The following is an 18,753-nucleotide window of genomic DNA, read 5'->3' as shown; positions in this document are numbered from 1 at the left end:
TCGGGGGTGGGTCGCTTCAACATGACCCAGTGAATCAAAAACCCCCAGCAAAAGCCAGGGGTTTGTCAGCAGTCTGAAGGCCGCCGACAGGGCGGCCTTTTTGCGTGTACAAGTAACATACTTCAAGCGGGGTATCCGTCAGGACAGTAGGGACACCGCAGAGTAGACGTGAACAACGTCTGCCAGCATTGTCATCGCTTCAGGATTGGCGAGGTCGACATGAGACGCCGGCGGAGCCTGGCCGTTCGACATGCCGGAAGGAAGCACAAGGGGGAGATCAGAAGTTCCGTCTCCCGCTCTTCTGCAGAGTGGGGAGCCTTCGCGATCCGCTGCACCAGCCAGAAGGAAGAGCCGGCTCGTGATCCGCCGCAGATCGATGATGGGCGGGGCAGACAGCCGGTGAGCCCGTTGCCGGTCAAGGTAGCGTTCCATAGCTATCTCGTGGCGCAGCAGTGCCGGTGCATCGGTCCTGTGCTGGAACGTGTCGTCATACCCGAAGGGCCAGTCGGTCGAGCTTGAGAGCAGCATGGATCATCCTCCGAGGTTGTCGAACAACCCTCGGCCATCGCCGTGATTGAGCAGGTGAAGCCAGCGTGATGGAATCGTGAAATGTGGCGCGGCAGGCAAATCACGGTTGAAATAGCGGCGGATGCGCGAAACAATCGCCATCGGGCCATGGCTGTGACGAGATCCGATGACGGGGCCTCATCTTCATCTGCTGGGTGGTTTCGACTTTGCCGGTGTCGGGGCAGTAAGCCCCACCTTCAGCCGCAAGGCGCGCGCGATGATGGCCTACCTGGCGCTGCAATCGGGGCATTCGCAGCCGCGCGAGAAGCTGGCGGCCCTGCTCTGGGGCATCCATGGCGAGGCCCAGGCCCGGATGAGCCTCCGGCAAGCGGTGTCGACCGTCAGGAAGGCGATACACGCTTCCGGCGGCGGGCGCTTCCTGACCGACGGCGCCAGCATTGCGCTTCATCTCGACGATTTCGATTTCGACGTCGCGAGGTTCGAGGCGTTGGCCGCGAGCTCCGCGCCCGAAGAACTCGAGCAGGCGCTTGCCGTCTATCGCGGTGACCTGCTCGAAGGACACGGCCTCAAGGAGGAATTGTTCGAGGACTGGCTGCGGGTCGAGCGCGAGCGGCTGAGGGCGATCGCGGTCGCTGCGCTGGACAGACTAGTCGCGCACTATTCCGCAGCGAACGATCCCGCTTCCTGCGCACGCGCGGCCACGCGCCTCATCGCCATGGAGCCGCTGCGCGAAGACATCCACCGCGCCCTGATGCGCGCCTACGCGACGCAAGGACGGATCAATCTGGCGCTGAAGCAATATGAGCTTTGCCGCGATGGGCTGCAGCGGAACCTGCAGCTGCCGCCCGAACCGGAAACACGGCAATTGTACGAAACGCTAAGGGTTCGCCGCACGACGTCGCCTTCGTCGCCGGCGCATCAGGTTTCATCCCTTTCAACCCCAGGCCTCCCACCGGACTCTCAGGCGCAAGCCATCGGACCTACCGCATTCGCCAGCGAGCCGATGCGCCCCCCGACCCACTATGTCAAATCGGCTGGGATCAACATCGCCTATCAGGTAACCGGCGACGGGCCGATCGACATGATCTACGTGCCGGGTTGGGTCTCCAATCTCGACCTTGCCTGGCAATCGCCCCGGCTAGCTCATGTGCTCAGGCGGCTCGGCACCTTCTCGCGGCTGATCCGTCTCGACAAACGCGGCACGGGGCTCTCTGACCGCAATGTCGGCCTGCCGACATTGGAAGAGCGGATGCAAGACGTGCGGGCGGTGCTTGACGCGGTCGGCTCCAGACGTACCGTTCTTTTTGGCAGCTCCGAGGGCGGCCCGATGTGCATGCTGTTTGCTGCAACCTATCCCGAGCGGACAGCAGCGCTTGTCCTCAACGGAACCTATGCCAGCGGCCGCTGGTCGAAGGAATATCCCTGGGCGAGGACGGCCGAGCAGGTGGACGAAGACCTGGCCGCCGTCGAGCGGCAATGGGGGAAGCCCGCCGACATGAGCAACGCGGCTCCCAGCCTCGTCGAAGATACGTTCGAGCGCGAATGGTTCGCCGCCTACCTTAGGAATTCGGCCTCGCCCGCCGAAGCGATCGCGCTCTGGCGCTGGGGCACGGAAATCGATGTCCGCGACATTCTGTCTGCTATCCACGTGCCGACGCTGATCGTGCAGAGGACGGGCGATCGCTGGGTTCGGCCGGAAGAAGGACGCTATTTGGCAAGCCATATCGAAGGCGCAAGATATGTCGAGCTTGCCGGCCGGGACCACGTGATCTGGGGCGAAGACTGCGATCGGCTCGTCGACAAGATCCACAGTTTCGTCACAGGCGCCTTGCCCGCAGTTCCGGCCGAACGGGTGCTTGTGTCGGTGCTGTCCATAGTGATCAGAGGCCTGCTCCCTGTTGCCGGCGGTGATCCAATCGGGCGGCACCTGGAGGAGATCCGCAGCGAAATTCTGTTTGCCGAGGGCAGGCTGATCAAGCACTCGGGAAACAGCTTGCTTGCCGTGTTCCAGCGGCCGACTCGCTCGATCCAATGCGCGATCGCGATCCGCAGTCGGTTCCAGCAATCCGGCTTCGATGTTCGTTCAGCCGTCCACATCGGCGAATGCGAAGAGCGCGGCGGCGATTTCTCCGGCACCGCGATCGAATTGGCTTCACGGCTTAACGATCGCGCACGGCCGGGCGAGATCATCGCGTCTCGGACGGTCCGCGATCTCGTGGTCGGTTCCGGCCTGGCATTCAAAGAGAGTGGCGAGATGCGGGCAAGCGGACTGCCTGGCGGTCTTCAGCTGTTTTCGGTTGGTGGCGTCTAATTGTCCCTCCTTTAATCGCGCCCAACGACCGCAGCGGCGAGATGGAGAGCTACGTTCGCTATGAGAGCGACGAGATCTTGTCGCTCATCATTTCCAGGCGGCGATGCTCGTCGACGACGAGCGGACCGAGGACAAGTCGATCCTGCATTCATGAACGTCCGGCGATAAGGTTCGCCGACATCGAGTAAGCGGCGACGCTGGGACGCGCGGAAATAAGGTCGGGCCGCCCTTTGGCGCAATCCGGCTAGCAAATTTCGCGCCGCAAACGTGGCGGGCCGAAAACAACTGTGTTAATGGCGCGGCGACCTCGCAAGACCTCCGGCCCCAAGGGAAAGCAAGCCATGTCAGACGCCGCGGCAGCCTCCAGCAAATTCGAATCCTTCTTCGAGACCACGCTTGCCGATGCCGATCCGGAAATTTTCGGCGCCATCCGCAACGAGCTTGGCCGCCAGCGCCATGAGATCGAGCTGATCGCCTCGGAAAACATCGTGTCCCGCGCCGTCCTCGAGGCGCAGGGCTCGATCATGACCAACAAATATGCCGAGGGCTATCCGGGCAAGCGCTATTACGGCGGCTGCCAGTTCGTCGACGTGGCGGAGGAGCTGGCCGTCGAGCGCGCCAAGAAGCTCTTCGGCTGCAACTTCGCCAACGTCCAGCCGAACTCGGGCAGCCAGATGAACCAGGCCGTGTTCCTGGCGCTGCTGCAGCCCGGCGATACCTTCATGGGCCTCGACTTGAATTCCGGCGGCCATCTCACCCACGGCTCGCCGGTCAATATGAGCGGCAAGTGGTTCAAGGTCGTCTCCTACGGTGTGCGCAAGGACGACCATCTGCTCGACATGGACGCGATCGAGAAGACCGCGCATGAGACCAAGCCGAAGCTGATCCTGGCCGGCGGCACCGCCTATTCCCGCATTTGGGACTGGAAGCGTTTCCGCGAGATCGCCGATTCGATCGGTGCCTATCTGATGGTCGACATGGCCCACATCGCCGGCCTCGTCGCTGGCGGCATGCACCCGTCGCCGCTGCCCCATGCCCATGTCGTGACAACGACGACGCACAAGTCGCTGCGCGGCCCGCGCGGCGGCATGATCCTGTGCAACGACGAGGAGATCGCCAAGAAGATGAACTCGGCGGTCTTCCCGGGCCTGCAGGGCGGTCCGCTGATGCATGTCATCGCCGCCAAGGCGGTGGCGCTCGGCGAGGCGCTCAAGCCGAGCTTCAAGGCCTATGCCGAAAGCATCGTCGCCAATGCAAAGGCGCTGGCTTCGAGCCTTCAGGAAACCGGCCTCGATATCGTCTCGGGCGGCACCGACAACCATCTGATGCTGGTCGACCTGCGCCCGAAGAACGCCACCGGCAAGCGCGCCGAGGCGGCTCTCGGCCGCGCCAACATCACCTGCAACAAGAACGGCATCCCCTTCGACCCGGAAAAGCCCTTCGTCACCTCCGGTGTCCGTCTGGGCACGCCGGCCGGCACGACGCGCGGCTTCGGCCAGGCCGAATTCCGCGAGATCGGCAAGCTGATCGCCGAGGTGCTGGACGGGCTGAAGGTGGCGAATTCCGACGAGGGCAACGCGGCGGTCGAGGCTGCGGTCAAGGCCAAGGTCACGGCGTTGACGGATCGGTTCCCGCTCTACCCCTATCTCGGTTGACCCCTTGCTTGGTTGACCACGCGCTTCGCGTCATCTTTTATCCTGCGCCACGCGCCGTCTTGATCGGGCGGCGCCGCTTACTGGAGACTTGATGATGCGCAATTTCCGTCCTGCCACCCTGGCCCTGTTCAGCTCGCTGGCCGCTTTCGCTGTATCCGGCGCGGCTGCCCAAGAGCAGACGCAGCCGAGCGCCGACATGCCGGCCACCACGACCTTCGGCAGATGGACCACGATCATCGATACGCTCGATACCGGGCAGGACGCGCACAAGACCTGCGCCGCCTCGACGGCCTTCGTCGATGGCAACGGCAATGCCGGCACGCTGACGCTGTCGATCTCGACCGGTGACGCGTTGCCGCCCGATGCCTATCCCGCCGTCATGATCACTGTCGATAACAAGGATCTGCCGACCGGCAAGAACATCGCGGCGACCTTCGGCGATCCCGGCGTCAAGGTTTCGGCGACGGTTTCCTCCGCCGATGCCGTCAACGGCCGCCCCAGCTGGATGGTCGACAACCAGGCCAAGACCAGCCTGGCTTTGTTACGCGCCATGCGCAAAGTCACCTCGCTCGACATCGCCTTCGGTAAGCAGGCCGTTGTCAGCATTCCGATGGATGGGTTCACCAAGGCCTATCGCAATCTCGGCACCTCCTGCGGCTTCGCGACCAAGGACGTTGCACCCTGACACCGACAGGGCGGTCGGGGCAGGGCGCTGGCAATCTTGCTCGCGCCTCGCTATCTCTGAGGCACAAAAGGCTCTAATCCTTTCGCCACAGAATCGCGAACCCAAGGCTCTCCATGCGCTGCCCCTATTGTCAGTCCGAAGATACGCAGGTGAAGGATTCGCGTCCCGCCGAGGACGGCGCGGCGATCCGCAGGCGCCGCGTCTGCCCGGATTGCGGCGGCCGCTTCACGACCTTCGAGCGTGTGCAACTGCGCGACCTCGTCGTCATCAAGAAATCCGGCCGCAAGGTGCCGTTCGACCGCGACAAGCTTTTGCGCTCGGTCGAGATCGCGGTGCGTAAGCGCAATGTCGATCCCGAGCGCATCGACCGCGCGGTGACCGGCATCGTGCGGCAGCTCGAAAGCTCGGGCGAGACGGAAGTGGCCTCCGGCGAGGTCGGTCGCCTAGTCATGGAAGCGCTGAAATCGCTCGACGACGTCGCCTATGTCCGCTTCGCCTCGGTCTATCGCAATTTCCGCGAGGCCAAGGATTTTCATGAACTGCTTGGCGAACTGAAGGGCGACGAGGAAAAGACCGAAGAGGACGCCGGCTGACCATGGCGACACCTCGACTGAGCGAGGCCGAGCAGGCGGCCCTTGATCGCCGTTTCATGGCCGCGGCCATCCGGCTGTCGCGCCGCAACGCCGGCCGCACCTCGACAAACCCTTCCGTCGGTACGATCATCGTGCGCGATGACGGCGCCGGTCCGATGATCGTCGGCACCGGCGTTACCGCCATCGGCGGCCGGCCGCATGCCGAGACCGAGGCGCTGGCCGAGGCCGGCGAGCTTGCGCGTGGTGGCACGGCTTACGTTATTTTGGAGCCTTGCGCCCATCATGGTCGCACGCCGCCTTGCGCCAACGCGCTGGTCAATGCCGGCATTGCGCGCGTCGTCGGCGCGGCAAGCGATCCCGATCCGCGCGTCTCCGGCAAGGGCTACGCCATCCTGCGCGCCGCCGGCGTCGAAGTGGTGGAGAAGGTGCTGGCCACCGAAGCCGCGGAGCAGATGGCCGGCTATTTGATTCGATCTTTGAAAAAACGCCCGGAAGTTATCCTGAAGCTTGCGCTTTCCAGCGACGGCAAGATCGGCAGGAGAGGCGCCGGCCAGGTCGCGATCACTGGCGAGATCGCCAGGCGTGAAGTCTATCTGATGCGCGCCGAGGCCGACGCCATCCTGGTCGGCATCGGCACTGCCCTCGAGGACGACCCGGCGCTGACCGTGCGGCTGCCGGGCCTGGAGAACCGCTCGCCGGCGCGCATCATCCTCGATCGCCAGATCCGGTTGCCGGAGGCGTCCAAGCTTGTTTCCGGCGTTGACCGTGTTCCGCTCTATGTCGCCGCGTGCCCCGAGGCCGATCCGCATCGGCGGGCCGCGCTCGAACGTGTAGGCGTGCACTTCATCGGCACGGAAACGTATGAGAGCGAAGTGGCTCTGCCGGAACTGCTGGAGGATCTGGCGGCGCTCGGCATGGCAAGCGTGCTGGTCGAGGGCGGCGCCAAGGTGGCTAGAGCTTTCCTGGAGGAAGAACTGGTCGACCGCATCGTCCTGTTCCAAGGACCGGAAGCGATCGGCGAGGACGGCATTGCATCGCCCATCGACGCCGACCATATCCCGGCAGGGTTCCGCGAATTGCGTCAGATGCGCTTCGGCGAGGACAGCTACGCCGAGTGGATAAGGGATTTGTGATGTTTACCGGGATCGTTACCGATGTAGGCACCGTCGCGACGGTAAAGCCTCTGAGCGAAGGCGTCGGCCTGCGCATCGACACGGCCTACGCCCCCGAAACCATTGCGATCGGCGCCTCGATTTCCTGCGGCGGCGTCTGCCTGACGGTCACCGCGTTGCCCGAGCATGGCTCGAACGCGCGCTGGTTCGAGGTCGAGGCTTGGGAGGAAGCGCTGCGGCTCACCACAGCCTCGAACTGGAAACCCGGTACCAGGATCAACCTCGAACGGGCGCTGAAGATCGGCGACGAGCTGGGTGGCCACATCGTCTCCGGCCATGTCGACGGCACCGCCGAGATCGTCGAGCGCAAGGAGGAAGGCGACGCCGTCCGCTTCACGCTGGAAGCGCCGCGGCATCTGGCAAAATTCATCGCGCCGAAGGGCTCGGTCGCGCTCGACGGCACATCGCTTACCGTCAACAAGGTCGAAGGCACCCGCTTCGACGTGCTTCTGATCCAGCATTCGCTGAGCGTGACGACCTGGGGCGAACGCCAAGTGGGCGACCGCATCAATATCGAGATCGACACCATGGCCCGCTATGCCGCACGCCTGGCGGAAGCGGCGAAAGAGGGGCTGTGAGGTAAGCCTTGAAGTTGCCGGCCAATGGCCGTACATTGGTGCCGGAGAACGACAATGACCGCACATCCCCGCCCGCCCCGTGGCCGTGTTCGTGGTGAGCGTCTGGAGACGCGCGTCACGGCTGATCAAAAGAGCCTGATTGAGCATGCTGCGGCACTTCAGGGTCGCACCGTGACGGACTTCGTGCTGACCAGCGTCCAGGAAGCTGCGCGCCGGACCATCGAGGAGCACCAGCGGCTCGATCTGTCTATCCGTGACAGCAGGGCCTTCGTGGATGCCCTCATCAATCCGAAGCCGGTGAACGATCGTCTGCGCGATACGGTGCGTCGGTATCGCCAAGCCACTGCCACCTGAGGTGACGGGCTCGGCTGAGGTTTCCCTGCGAGTTGAGGTGCTTGGCCCGCAGCACGACAGGACCTTGTTCGAAAGCGGCGCAGAACCGCTCGATCGGTATCTTCGGATGCAGGCGGGGCAGGACGCCCGCAAGAACATTGCGGCGCCGTTCGTGCTGGTCATGCCGGATGGAGCTATCGCTGGCTACTACACGCTCTCATCGACTGCGGTGAATGTCGGCGAATGGCCTGCCCAGACTGTCCGCAAGCTGCCGCGTTGTCCACTCATCCCGGCGACGCTGCTCGGACGCTTGGCCGTCGATCGACGGCTACAGGGCCGGGGTTACGGCCGATACCTCCTCGCCGATGCCTTGCTTCAGTCGCTCAGCAGCGAGATTGCCTCGTTCGCCGTCATTGTCGATGCAAAGGACGAGAACGCGCGGCTCTTCTACGAACGCGAGAGTTTTCTACCATTTCCGGATCAGCCAATGAAGCTGTTTCGGCCAATGGCCGATATCGCGGAGCTCTTCAAATGAGGAGGGGAGGTCAATGGAGCGTGAGAATTCCAAACGGCAAGAGCGGCTGACGCGCGAAGCAATGGCCGATGTAGATGCCGGCCGTGTGGTGGACCACGGAACTGTTCTCGCCTGGGCTGAAGCCCTCGGTACTGACCACCCGCTCCCTGCATCTTACCCAAAGATGCGATAGGCAGGCCGTCACCACTGCCAATCTTGTGCTTGCGATCAATCCGGCTTCGGCCTAAGTCACCGGCAACCCCCCGGAGACTTTTATGGCTGGCATATCCCAACACGGCAAAGCGTTCATTCGTCCGAAGGCGAAGGCGCATTTGCTTATTGTCGAGGCGCGCTTTCACGACGACCTCGCCGACGCGCTGCTCGAAGGCGCGACCAGCGCGCTGGACGAAGCCGGCGCCACCTATGACGTCGTCACCGTTCCCGGCTCGCTCGAAATACCGGCCGTCATCACCTTCGCGCTGGATGGCGCCGGCGAGGGCGGTGTGCACTATGACGGCTTCGTCGCGCTCGGCACCATCGTCCGTGGCGACACCTATCATTTCGACATCGTCGCCAATGAATCGAGCCGTGCGCTGATGGACCTTTCCGTGCAGGAAGCGATCGCGATCGGCAACGGCATCCTGACGACCGAGAACGATGCGCAGGCCTGGACGCGCGCCAGGCGCACGGAGGGCGACAAGGGTGGTTTCGCGGCGCGCGCGGCCCTGACCATGATCGCGCTGAAAGAGAAATTCGGAGCCCAATCGTGAGCGAGCCTGCCCAGACCGGCGCGGTGCGCCACGCCAACAAGCGGGGCGCCGCCCGCCTTGCCGCCGTCCAGGCGCTCTACCAGATGGACGTTGCCGGCAGCGGCGTGTTCGAAATCACCGCCGAATACGAGGCTTTCCGCCTGGGCAAGGAAGTCGACGGCGCGCTCTATCGCGAGGCCGACGCGCAGTGGTTCCGCGCCATCCTGACCGGCGTCGTCGAGAACCAGAAGACCATCGATCCGGTCATCCGACAGGCGCTGACCGAAGACTGGCCGCTCTCGCGGCTGGATTCGACGTTGCGCGCCATCCTGCGCGCCGGCGTCTATGAATTGATGAAGCGCGACGACGTGCCGGTGGCCGTGATCGTCTCTGAATATGTCGACATCGCCAAGGCCTTCTACGAGGAAGATGAGCCGAAGCTGGTCAACGCCGTTCTCGACCGTGTCTCGCGCCGGGTGCGTGGCGAGGGTCGCGGCAAGGACGCATCGTGACCGCCACGGCAGTTGTCGCCGGGCCCGCCAGGGAAGCGCGCCGCACGGCAGTGCTTCTGGCGGCTGCCCAGGCGATCGTCGGCTCCGCCGCGCCGATCGCCATTTCGCTCGGGGCGCTTGCCGGCCAATATCTGCTCGGCCCCGACAAATCGCTGGCGACGGCGCCGGTCACCGGCTTCAATCTCGGCGTGGCGCTCGGCGCGCTGCCGGCAGCCGCGATCATCCGCCGGCTAGGCCACCGCGGCGGCTTCATGACCGGCACCGTCATCACCGCGCTCGGCGGCCTGATCGCGACGCTTGCGCTCTTCCAGGCGAGCTTCTGGCTCTTTGCCTTCGGTCTCGGCGTGATCGGCGTCGGCGGTGCCTTCGTCCAGCAGTTCCGCTTCGCCGCCGCCGACAACGCGCCGCCGGGGTTCAAGGCGCGCGCCATTTCCTTCGTCCTGGCGGGCGGCATCGTCACCGCCATTCTCGGGCCGCAGATCGTCATCTACACCCGTGAGCTTCTGGCTCCGGTGATGTTTGCCGGATCCTTCGCCTCCATCCTCGCACTGGCGGCGGTCGGCGCGGTCGTCCTGTCCTTCCTGCATATGTCGATGCCGGCGGGCAAGGTCGCGACAACCGAGCAAAGCGACGCTCGGCCGCTGGTCGAGATCGCCACTCAGCCGCGCTTCGTCGCGGCGCTGTTCTGCGCCGTCGGCAGCTACGCGCTGATGAGCTTCGTCATGACCGGCGCGCCGCTCGCGATGGTCGGCTGCGGGCTCTCGACCGACGATGCGACGCTCGGCATTTCCTGGCATGTCATGGCGATGTTCGGGCCGAGTTTCTTCACCGGTTCGCTGATCCACCGCTTCGGCGCCGAGCGCATCGTCGCCATCGGGCTGGTCCTGCTCATCGGTTGCGGAACGGTGGCGCTTTCCGGCCTCGCGCTCTGGCAGTTCTGGACCGCGCTTATCCTGCTCGGCCTCGGCTGGAATTTCAGCTTCATCGGCGCGACCGCCATGGTCGCGGCCTGCTACCGGCCGTCCGAAAAGGGCAAGGTGCAGGGCTTCCACGATTTCGTCCTGTTCGGCTCGGTCGCCTTCGCGTCGCTGATGTCGGGCGCGATCTACAACGCCTGGGGTTGGACGATGTTGAACTGGGTCGTGTTCCCGGTTGTCGCGCTCTGCTTCGTCGCGCTGGGGGCCTTGAAGCTGCCGGGCTTGCGCAGAGCCAACTGACATTACGCTGTTTGGACATGGCGCGGCGCGGCATTCGCGCCGGGAACAAAATTATTGCGTGCATCCCGCTAGGTATGAAACCGTGTACCCCGACGGCGCGTTAAAGCCATGCTCATATGCGGCCCCCGACCCATCGGTTCACAACAAGGATTTTCACAATGTTTTCAATCGGAAAGCTCGCCGTAGCAGCGATCGCGCTCGGCATCACCTCGGCTTCGGCTCACGCGCAGGTGGTGGTTTCCTCGAAGATCGACACCGAGGGCGGTGTGCTCGGCAACGTCATCCAGCTGGTCTTGAACGCCAACAACATCAAGACCACCGACCGCATCCAGCTTGGCGCGACGCCCGTGGTGCGCAAGGCGATCACCGCCGGAGAGATCGACATGTATCCCGAATATACCGGCAACGCCGCCTTCTTTTTCCAGAAGGCGGACGATCCGGTGTGGAAGGATGCCGCCAAGGCCTACGAGACAGCCAAGAAGCTCGACTATGACGCCAACAAGATCGTCTGGCTGTCGCCGTCGCCCGCCAACAACACCTGGGCGATTGCATTGCGCAAGGAGGTGGCCGACGAGAACAAGCTCACCACCCTGTCGGACTTCGGCAAGTATGTCTCCGGTGGCGGCAAGATCGTTCTTGCTGCCTCGGCCGAGTTCGTCAACTCGGCGGCGGCCCTGCCGGCTTTCCAGACCACTTACGGCTTCAAGCTGAAGCCGGACCAGTTGATCACGCTCTCGGGCGGCGACACGGCAGCGACCATCGCGGCGGCCGCCAACCAGACCAACGGCGCCAACGCCGCCATGGTCTATGGCACCGACGGCGGTATCCAGCCCTCGGGCCTCGTCGTGCTCGAAGACGACAAGAATGTCCAACCCGTCTATCAGCCGGCGCCGATCATCCGCGAGAAGGTGTTGAAGGAACATCCGGAAATCGAGTCGCTGCTGAAGCCGGTGTTCGCCAAGCTCGATCTCCCCACGCTGCAGCAGCTCAACGGCCGCGTCCAACTGGGTGGCGAGCCCGCGAAGGCGGTGGCGGAAGACTTCTTGAAGAAGAACGGGTTCTTGAAGTAGTCAGCTCTCGCGTTGATCAACGTTACGCCGGTGCGAGGCGCCCCCCTCTGTCCTGCCGGACATCTCCCCCACACGGGGGTGTATGGGCTGGGGACATCGCGAACAGGTGTGCGAAGACATCGCGAACAGTTTCCCATGCTAGCGCTGGAACTGGTTGAGGTCGATGGTTTGGATCTTCTGGTGTCGGAAGAAGACATCGAAGACGCCGTCGATTTCGGTCGGCCTGAAGGCGACGACCTTGCCGGCGACGGCGTTGCAGATCTTGAAGGCACGTCCGAACAGCGAGGTCGCTCCCTTCTGCTGGATTTTGCGCAGGAGATCGCCGGCGGCGTAGTCGAAGGGCGCCACGGTCTCGCAGAAGTCGCGGCCGGAGGGCCGGTAGCGGTCGAGCGGCACAGCGCCGGCAAGGCCGTCGTGCGGGCGCTTGGTGTTGTAGAGATGGCGCCAGCTGTCGAAGGCGCTCTGGGCGTGCTGGAGGCTCTCGAAGGGCGGCCCCTGCAGCGCCTCGGCCTTGAGGGAGCGGTGGAAGCGCTCGTCCTTGCCCAGCGTCTGGGGATGGTAGGGCCGGGAATGACTGATGGCCACGCCCACCTCGATCAGCCAGACGCCGAGCACGGTGAGGTTGTTGCGGCCGCCGTCGCCCCAGGGCGGGCCGTTGTCGATGGCGATGCGCCACGGCAGGCCATAGCGCCGGAACGCCGTGATCAGCCGCGCCTTGACGGTCTCGGTCGTCTCGTCGGAGCAGGCCTCCAGGGCCAGCGAGAAGCGCGAATGGTCGTCGAGCACGGTGAGCGGATGCAGCCGTCCCTGGCGCAGTGGCACATGGCCGTTGAAGTCCATCTGCCACAGATCGTTGGGAGCTTCGTGCTCGAAGCGGATGAAGGGCTGAGCGCCGCCGCCCAACGCACCCAGCTCGACGCCGTTGCGCCGCAAGATGCCGCTCACCGTCGAAGGAGCAATGGCGCCGATGCCGTCGCGCTCGAGCACGCCAGCGATCTTGCGCCCACCCCAGGCCGGGCATTCCTTCCGCAGCGACACAACCGCTGCTTCCAGCGACGGCGGGCTGCGCCGCGGGCTCGACTTTGGCCGCCGCGAACGCTCCGCCAGCCCGGCTACGCCTTCCGCACGAAACCGCGCGATCAATTTGTGCCCGCAGGTTCGTCCGATCCCGAAGCGACGGCACAGCGCGCTCACATTCGCCCCTGGCGCCAGCGCCAGTCTTACAAACTCTTCCTTCTGGCTCATCACGCTCCTGGCCTCGAATGGCACCACGAACCTCCCCGCGCAAAACGCACGAAACTGTTCGCGATGTCTTCGCACACCTGTTCGCGATGTCCCCAGTCCATACAGGGGGGAGATCAGCCCTCGTGCCGGCTTTCGCCAACCTCCGACGTTGCAGGACGGGCGCCAGCGCCAAAGCTGCCAATCTCCCCCCAAGTGGGGGAGATGTCCGGCAGGACAGAGGGGGGCGCGACGGAACGAGGCCTTTCTGATTTTGCCCCTCCAAATAGCCGCGCGGGCCGGTTATGACCCCCCGATTCGACAAGCTCGGCGTGGTGATCGCCGCGATCGTTGGCTACGCCGCCTTCGCGGCACCCTTCGCCACCTTCCGCGCCAACCGCATCGTGCCCGGACAGGCGCGCTCTATCCTCGAAGCACTGCCGTCCACGATTGGCATCCTGCTGCTGGCGATACTGCTCGTCGGCGGCATCGTCGCCCTGCTGAGGACGCCCCTCTTGCTAAGGCTGGCGGCCAGCGTCGTTGCGTTGGTCGCTCTTGCCGTCCTGATCGGCGTTGCCGGAGGTTTCCTGACGCCTGCCGGCAACACCTTCGCCCGCGTCGCGCCGGCCTCGGGCTTCTGGCTGCTGATCTTCGCCTTCACGCTGCTTCTGGCCGATGTGCTGACCCGGCTGAACCTCTCGCCATTGGCGCGCGTCGGCGTTCTTGCCGTCGCCGCGCTCGCCATCGGCGCGTTGCTCGTGTCGGGAAGCTGGGACAATCTTTCCATCCTCAAGGAATACGTCAGCCGCGCCGACAGTTTCTGGGCGGAAGGCTCCAAGCACATCACGCTGGCGCTCGGCTCGCTGGCAGCCGCGGTGGTCGCCGGAGTTCCACTCGGCATCCTATGCCACCGCGTCGAGGCGCTGCGGGCAGGGGTGCTGAACGTGCTCAACATCATCCAGACCATCCCGTCGATCGCGCTCTTCGGCCTGCTGATCGCGCCGCTCGGCTGGATCGCCGCCCATGTGCCGGGTGCGGCGGGGGCCGGCATCAGGGGCATCGGCACCGCACCAGCTTTCGTTGCGCTGTTTCTGTACTCGCTGCTGCCGGTGGTAGCGAACACAGTGGTCGGCCTTGCCGGCGTGCCGCGCGCCGCCAACGATGCCGCCCGCGGCATGGGCATGACCGACCGCCAGCGCCTGTTCGATGTCGAGTTCCCGCTCGCCTTTCCGGTGATCCTGACTGGCATCCGCATCGTGCTGGTGCAGAATATCGGCCTTGCTACCATCGCCGCGCTGATCGGCGGCGGTGGCTTCGGCGTGTTCGTCTTCCAGGGCGTCGGCCAGACGGCGATGGATCTTGTGCTGCTCGGCGCCGTGCCCACCGTGGCGCTGGCCTTTGCCGCGGCCATCATCCTCGACGCGATCATCGAAATGACTTCCACCAAGCGCAGGGCGGACCCCGCATGATCGAGATCGAAGGCATCACCAAGCGCTATAACGGTACTGCCGTTGTCGACGACGTCTCGATGGTCGTCGAGCCGCGCACCATCGCCGTGATCGTCGGCACCTCCGGCTCCGGCAAGACGACCCTGCTCAGGATGATCAACCGGCTGGTCGAGCCGAGTTCCGGAGTGATCAAGATCGACGGCGCCGACAATCGCTCGCTGCCCGGATATCAGCTGCGCCGCAGCATCGGCTACGCTATCCAGGGCCATGGCCTCTTCCCGCATCGGACAGTCGCGCAAAACATCGCCACCGTGCCGCTGCTGCTCGGCTGGGGTAGGGATCGCATCAAGGCGCGGGTCGAAGAACTGATGACGCTCTACCAGCTAGACCCGCAGGCGTATGGTCCGCGCTATCCGCATGAACTCTCCGGCGGCCAGCAGCAGCGCGTCGGCGTTGCGCGCGCGCTCGCGGCGGAACCCAATGTGCTTCTGATGGACGAGCCCTTCGGCGCGCTCGACCCGATCATCCGCTCCAAGGCGCAGGAGGATCTCCTGGCGATCCAGAAGCGCTTCGGAACCACCATCGTCCTCGTCACCCATGACATGGAGGAGGCGGTGCATATGGGCGACAAGATCGCCGTCATGGAGGCCGGCAAGGTGCTGCAATACGCCAAACCGGCGGAGATCCTGGCGAAGCCCGCAAATGACTTCGTGGAAACCCTCGTCGGCGCCAGCGAACGGCCGTTCCGGCTCCTGTCGCTCGGCCGCGTGCGCGATGCCGTGGAGCCCGGCGGCGCCGAGGGCGAGGCGATCCCCGGCGACGCCAGCCAGCGCGATGCACTCGCCGAGCTTCTGTGGACGGGCCGTCCGGCGCTGCCGGTGAAAGGCGCCGACGGCAAGCCGCTTGGGCGCGTCACCGTTGAAGGACTGGTGAAACGCGCGAGGCCGGCATGAAGGCCTGGCTGCCCACGCTGCTGAGGCTGACGCTTCTGGTCCTGCTGGTGGTCTTCATCGCCAGCCCGTTCTGGTTCGAACCGCTGCTCCGGCCGCTGACCGAGAACGGCGCGCCGGCGATCTACAACCAGGGCAGCCTGCTGACGCTGACACTGCTGCATCTAAGGACCGTGCTCGTCGCCACGATGGCCGCGACGATCGTCGCCGTCGCGCTCGCCATCCTGGTCACTCGGCCGGCCGGCGCCGAGTTCCTGCCGCTGTCGCGCAGCCTGGTCAATATCGGCCAGACGTTTCCACCGGTCGCGGTGTTGGCGCTCGCCGTGCCCGCAGTCGGATTCGGCGAGAAACCGACGCTCATCGCGCTCTTCCTCTATGGGCTGCTGCCGATCTTCGAGAACGCGCTGACCGCGCTCACCACCTTGCCGGGCAACGTCATGGAAGCGGCGCGCGGCGCCGGCATGACCGGCTGGCAAAGGCTGATGAAGGTCGAGCTGCCGCTCAGCGCTCCGGTGATCCTCGGCGGCATCCGGCTTTCCGTGGTCATCAGCCTCGCTACCGCCACCATCGGCTCGACAGTGGCTGCCAAGACGCTGGGCGAGGTGATCATCGCCGGCCTGATCTCGAACAATTTGGCTTTCGTGCTGCAGGGCGGCCTGATCGTCGCGGCGCTGGCGGTGCTGATCTATGACGGCCTGTCGGCAATCGAGCGCTATGCCGCGCGCCGGATGGGACGAGAAGCGGAGTAGCCTATCGGCGATCGGCCGCGATCTCAGCCGGGGCTGATTTCCCTAGGGTCATTTCAATCGATCTAATTCGAAGGGCTGGAGGGGAAAGGATGTGGCCATCTTCCACTTTTGGGCGAAAGCCGGGCAAAAACCGAACAATATCTTGACGTTCCGAGCCCTGTTTCGCATACACCGCAGCCAAGGGGTGGATTCCGTACGCGGCATTCATCCCCGTTCCAACGGCCCAGGGAGGGGTTCTTCTGGGCATCAATCGAGGAAAATCCGGCAATGACCATCATTACCGCCGTCATCGCCTGCGGCTTGCTGTCAGTTCTGTACGCCATCTGGGCAACACGTTCGGTCCTTGCGTCCGATCAGGGCAATCAGCGCATGCAGGAAATCTCCGCGGCAATCCGCGAAGGCGCCCAGGCCTATCTGGCGCGCCAATACACCACCATCGCCGTCGTCGGCATCGTCGTGCTTCTGCTCGCCTGGTGGCTGCTCTCCATCACTTCCGCGATCGGCTTCCTGATCGGCGCCGTGCTGTCGGGCGCTGCGGGCTTCATCGGCATGCATGTCTCGGTCCGCGCTAATGTGCGCACCGCGCAGGCCGCCTCCAACAGCCTCGCCGCCGGCCTCGACATCGCCTTCAAGTCCGGCGCCATCACCGGCCTGCTGGTGGCGGGCCTGGCGCTGCTCGGCGTCTCCATCTACTACGCTATCCTGACCGGCCCGATGGGCCTGCAGCCGAACGACCGCGTCGTCATCGACTCGCTGGTCTCGCTCGGCTTCGGCGCTTCGCTGATTTCGATCTTTGCCCGTCTCGGCGGCGGCATCTTCACCAAGGGCGCCGATGTCGGCGGCGACCTCGTCGGCAAGGTCGAGGCGGGCATTCCGGAAGACGATCCGCGCAACCCGGCCACCATCGCCGACAATGTCGGCGACAATGTCGGCGATTGCGCCGGCATGGCCGCCGACCTGTTCGAAACCTATGCGGTGACCGTCGTCGCCACCATGGTTTTGGCCGCCATCTTCTTCGGCGGCACGGCGGTGCTTGGCGCTGCCATGCTCTATCCGCTCGCCATCTGCGGCGCCTGCATCCTGACCTCGATCGTTGGCACCTTCTTCGTCAAGCTGGGCTCGAACGGCTCGATCATGGGCGCCCTTTACAAGGGTCTCATCGTCACCGGCCTGCTGTCCATCGTCGGCCTGGCCTTGGCCACCTCGGCGGTGCTGGGCTGGGGTGAGATCGGCAATGTCGGCGGTCTTGCCATCACCGGCAAGAACCTGTTCATCTGCGGCCTGATCGGTCTGCTGGTGACCGGGCTCATCGTGGTGATCACCGAATACTACACCGGCACCAACAAGCGGCCGGTGAACTCGATCGCGCAGGCCTCGGTGACCGGCCACGGCACCAACGTCATCCAGGGCCTTGCGGTCTCGCTGGAATCAACGGCGCTTCCGGCCATCGTCATCGTCGGCGGCATCATCGCCACCTACCAGCTCGGCGGTCTCTTCGGCACGGCGATCGCCGTCACCACCATGCTCGGCCTTGCCGGCATGATCGTGGCGCTCGACGCCTTCGGCCCGGTCACCGACAATGCCGGCGGCATCGCCGAAATGTCGGGCCTGCCGAAGGAAGTGCGCCACTCCACCGACGCGCTCGACGCCGTCGGCAACACCACCAAGGCAGTGACCAAGGGCTATGCCATCGGCTCCGCCGGCCTCGGCGCGCTGGTGCTGTTCGCCGCCTATTCGAACGACCTCAGGTTCTTTGCCGCCAACGGCGACAAGTTTCCTTACTTCCAGGGCATGGGCGAGATCTCCTTCGACCTCTCCAACCCGTATGTCGTCGCCGGCCTGATCTTCGGCGGTCTGATCCCGTATCTGTTCGGCGGCATCGCAATGACCGCCGTCGGTCGCGCGGCAGGATCGATCGTCGAGGAAGTGCGAAAGCAGTTCCGCGAGGACAAGGGCATCATGGCCGGCACCTCGAAGCCGAACTACGCACGCGCCGTCGACCTGCTGACCAGGGCGGCGATCCGGGAAATGATCATCCCGTCGCTGCTGCCGGTGCTGGCACCGCTCGTCGTCTATTTCGGCGTGCTCCTGATCTCGGGCTCGAAGGCCTCGGCCTTCGCGGCGCTCGGCGCCTCGCTGCTCGGCGTCATCGTCAACGGCCTGTTCGTCGCCATCTCGATGACCTCCGGCGGCGGCGCGTGGGACAACGCCAAGAAGTCGTTCGAGGACGGCTTCACTGACAAGGACGGCGTCAAGCACCTGAAGGGCTCCGAGGCGCACAAGGCCTCGGTCACCGGCGACACGGTCGGCGACCCCTACAAGGACACCGCCGGCCCGGCCGTCAACCCGGCGATCAAGATCACCAACATCGTCGCGCTGCTGTTGCTTGCCGTGCTCGCGCACGGCTGAGCGGAACGCTTCTTTCGGCACCAGGCCCCGGGGGGGGGGGGGGGGGGGGGGGGGGGGGG

General features: G+C 64.9%; 18 protein-coding genes. 16 read left to right on the top strand and 2 right to left on the bottom strand.

Annotated features, from left to right (window positions below; genetic code table 11):
- Window positions 1-138: 138 nt before the first annotated feature.
- Window positions 139-528 carry a hypothetical protein gene (locus P9236_RS27310; RefSeq protein WP_278077737.1) on the bottom strand — a complete coding sequence of 130 codons (390 nt, stop codon included), beginning with the start codon at window positions 526-528 and terminating at the stop codon, window positions 139-141.
- 166 nt (window positions 529-694) lie between these two features.
- Here P9236_RS27310 and P9236_RS27305 point away from each other — a divergent pair, with 166 nt between their 5' ends.
- The 12 genes from P9236_RS27305 to P9236_RS27250 all read left to right on the top strand — a co-directional run bounded on the left by P9236_RS27305 (window position 695) and on the right by P9236_RS27250 (window position 11,917).
- Window positions 695-2,839, top strand: a complete 2,145-nt coding sequence (locus P9236_RS27305) for an alpha/beta fold hydrolase (protein ID WP_278077736.1) — start codon at window positions 695-697, stop codon at window positions 2,837-2,839.
- 341 nt (window positions 2,840-3,180) lie between these two features.
- Window positions 3,181-4,494 (top strand): serine hydroxymethyltransferase, encoded by a 1,314-nt coding sequence (gene glyA / locus P9236_RS27300; protein ID WP_278077735.1) that lies wholly within the window; start codon window positions 3,181-3,183, stop codon window positions 4,492-4,494.
- A 94-nt stretch (window positions 4,495-4,588) separates the two neighbouring features.
- Window positions 4,589-5,179: a hypothetical protein gene (locus P9236_RS27295; RefSeq protein WP_278077741.1), complete on the top strand. Its 591-nt coding sequence runs from the start codon at window positions 4,589-4,591 to the stop codon at window positions 5,177-5,179.
- A gap of 113 nt (window positions 5,180-5,292) precedes the next feature.
- On the top strand, window positions 5,293-5,772 hold the full coding sequence (gene nrdR, locus P9236_RS27290; protein WP_059184872.1) for a transcriptional regulator NrdR: 480 nt from the start codon (window positions 5,293-5,295) through the stop codon (window positions 5,770-5,772).
- Window positions 5,773-5,774: 2 nt separating this feature from the next.
- A complete protein-coding gene (ribD, locus tag P9236_RS27285; RefSeq protein ID WP_278077734.1) occupies window positions 5,775-6,905 on the top strand; it encodes a bifunctional diaminohydroxyphosphoribosylaminopyrimidine deaminase/5-amino-6-(5-phosphoribosylamino)uracil reductase RibD in 1,131 nt (376 codons plus the stop codon).
- A complete protein-coding gene (locus P9236_RS27280) occupies window positions 6,905-7,522 on the top strand; it encodes a riboflavin synthase (protein WP_278077733.1) in 618 nt (205 codons plus the stop codon). Before ribD ends, P9236_RS27280 begins: the two co-directional genes overlap by 1 nt.
- 54 nt (window positions 7,523-7,576) lie before the next feature.
- Window positions 7,577-7,876: a DUF1778 domain-containing protein gene (locus tag P9236_RS27275; protein ID WP_278077732.1), complete on the top strand. Its 300-nt coding sequence runs from the start codon at window positions 7,577-7,579 to the stop codon at window positions 7,874-7,876.
- Between the two features lie 64 nt (window positions 7,877-7,940).
- On the top strand, window positions 7,941-8,390 hold the full coding sequence (locus tag P9236_RS27270) for a GNAT family N-acetyltransferase (RefSeq protein WP_278077731.1): 450 nt from the start codon (window positions 7,941-7,943) through the stop codon (window positions 8,388-8,390).
- Window positions 8,391-8,644: 254 nt separating this feature from the next.
- On the top strand, window positions 8,645-9,139 hold the full coding sequence (ribH, locus tag P9236_RS27265; protein WP_278077730.1) for a 6,7-dimethyl-8-ribityllumazine synthase: 495 nt from the start codon (window positions 8,645-8,647) through the stop codon (window positions 9,137-9,139).
- Complete coding sequence (nusB, locus tag P9236_RS27260; protein WP_278077729.1) at window positions 9,136-9,630, top strand: transcription antitermination factor NusB; 495 nt, start codon at window positions 9,136-9,138, stop codon at window positions 9,628-9,630. The genes ribH and nusB overlap by 4 nt, the downstream gene beginning before the upstream one ends.
- A complete protein-coding gene (locus P9236_RS27255; protein WP_278077728.1) occupies window positions 9,627-10,847 on the top strand; it encodes an MFS transporter in 1,221 nt (406 codons plus the stop codon). Before nusB ends, P9236_RS27255 begins: the two co-directional genes overlap by 4 nt.
- A gap of 158 nt (window positions 10,848-11,005) precedes the next feature.
- Window positions 11,006-11,917 (top strand): ABC transporter substrate-binding protein, encoded by a 912-nt coding sequence (locus P9236_RS27250; RefSeq protein WP_278077727.1) that lies wholly within the window; start codon window positions 11,006-11,008, stop codon window positions 11,915-11,917.
- 138 nt (window positions 11,918-12,055) lie between these two features.
- Here P9236_RS27250 and P9236_RS27245 read toward each other — a convergent pair whose 3' ends face one another.
- A complete protein-coding gene (locus P9236_RS27245; RefSeq protein ID WP_278077740.1) occupies window positions 12,056-13,162 on the bottom strand; it encodes an IS481 family transposase in 1,107 nt (368 codons plus the stop codon).
- Between the two features lie 281 nt (window positions 13,163-13,443).
- Between P9236_RS27245 and P9236_RS27240 the strand changes: the two genes are divergently transcribed.
- The 4 genes from P9236_RS27240 to P9236_RS27225 all read left to right on the top strand — a co-directional run bounded on the left by P9236_RS27240 (window position 13,444) and on the right by P9236_RS27225 (window position 18,694).
- Entirely contained in the window at window positions 13,444-14,607 is a 1,164-nt protein-coding gene (locus P9236_RS27240) for an ABC transporter permease (protein ID WP_278077726.1), read from the top strand.
- Window positions 14,604-15,539, top strand: coding sequence for an ABC transporter ATP-binding protein (locus P9236_RS27235; protein ID WP_278077725.1), 936 nt, complete (start codon window positions 14,604-14,606; stop codon window positions 15,537-15,539). The genes P9236_RS27240 and P9236_RS27235 overlap by 4 nt, the downstream gene beginning before the upstream one ends.
- The gene (locus P9236_RS27230; protein ID WP_278077724.1) at window positions 15,536-16,285 is read left to right on the top strand and encodes an ABC transporter permease; all 750 of its coding nucleotides are present in this window, start codon (window positions 15,536-15,538) and stop codon (window positions 16,283-16,285) included. Before P9236_RS27235 ends, P9236_RS27230 begins: the two co-directional genes overlap by 4 nt.
- A 267-nt stretch (window positions 16,286-16,552) precedes the next feature.
- Window positions 16,553-18,694, top strand: coding sequence for a sodium-translocating pyrophosphatase (locus P9236_RS27225; RefSeq protein WP_278077723.1), 2,142 nt, complete (start codon window positions 16,553-16,555; stop codon window positions 18,692-18,694).
- The last annotated feature ends 59 nt before the right edge of the window (window positions 18,695-18,753 follow it).

It is taken from the genome of Mesorhizobium sp. WSM4884 (assembly GCF_029625675.1).
In the GTDB taxonomy this organism is placed as follows: Bacteria; Pseudomonadota; Alphaproteobacteria; order Rhizobiales; family Rhizobiaceae; genus Mesorhizobium.
Note: the sequence above shows the minus strand (reverse complement) of the source record. Positions and strands in the feature narration are given on the sequence as shown.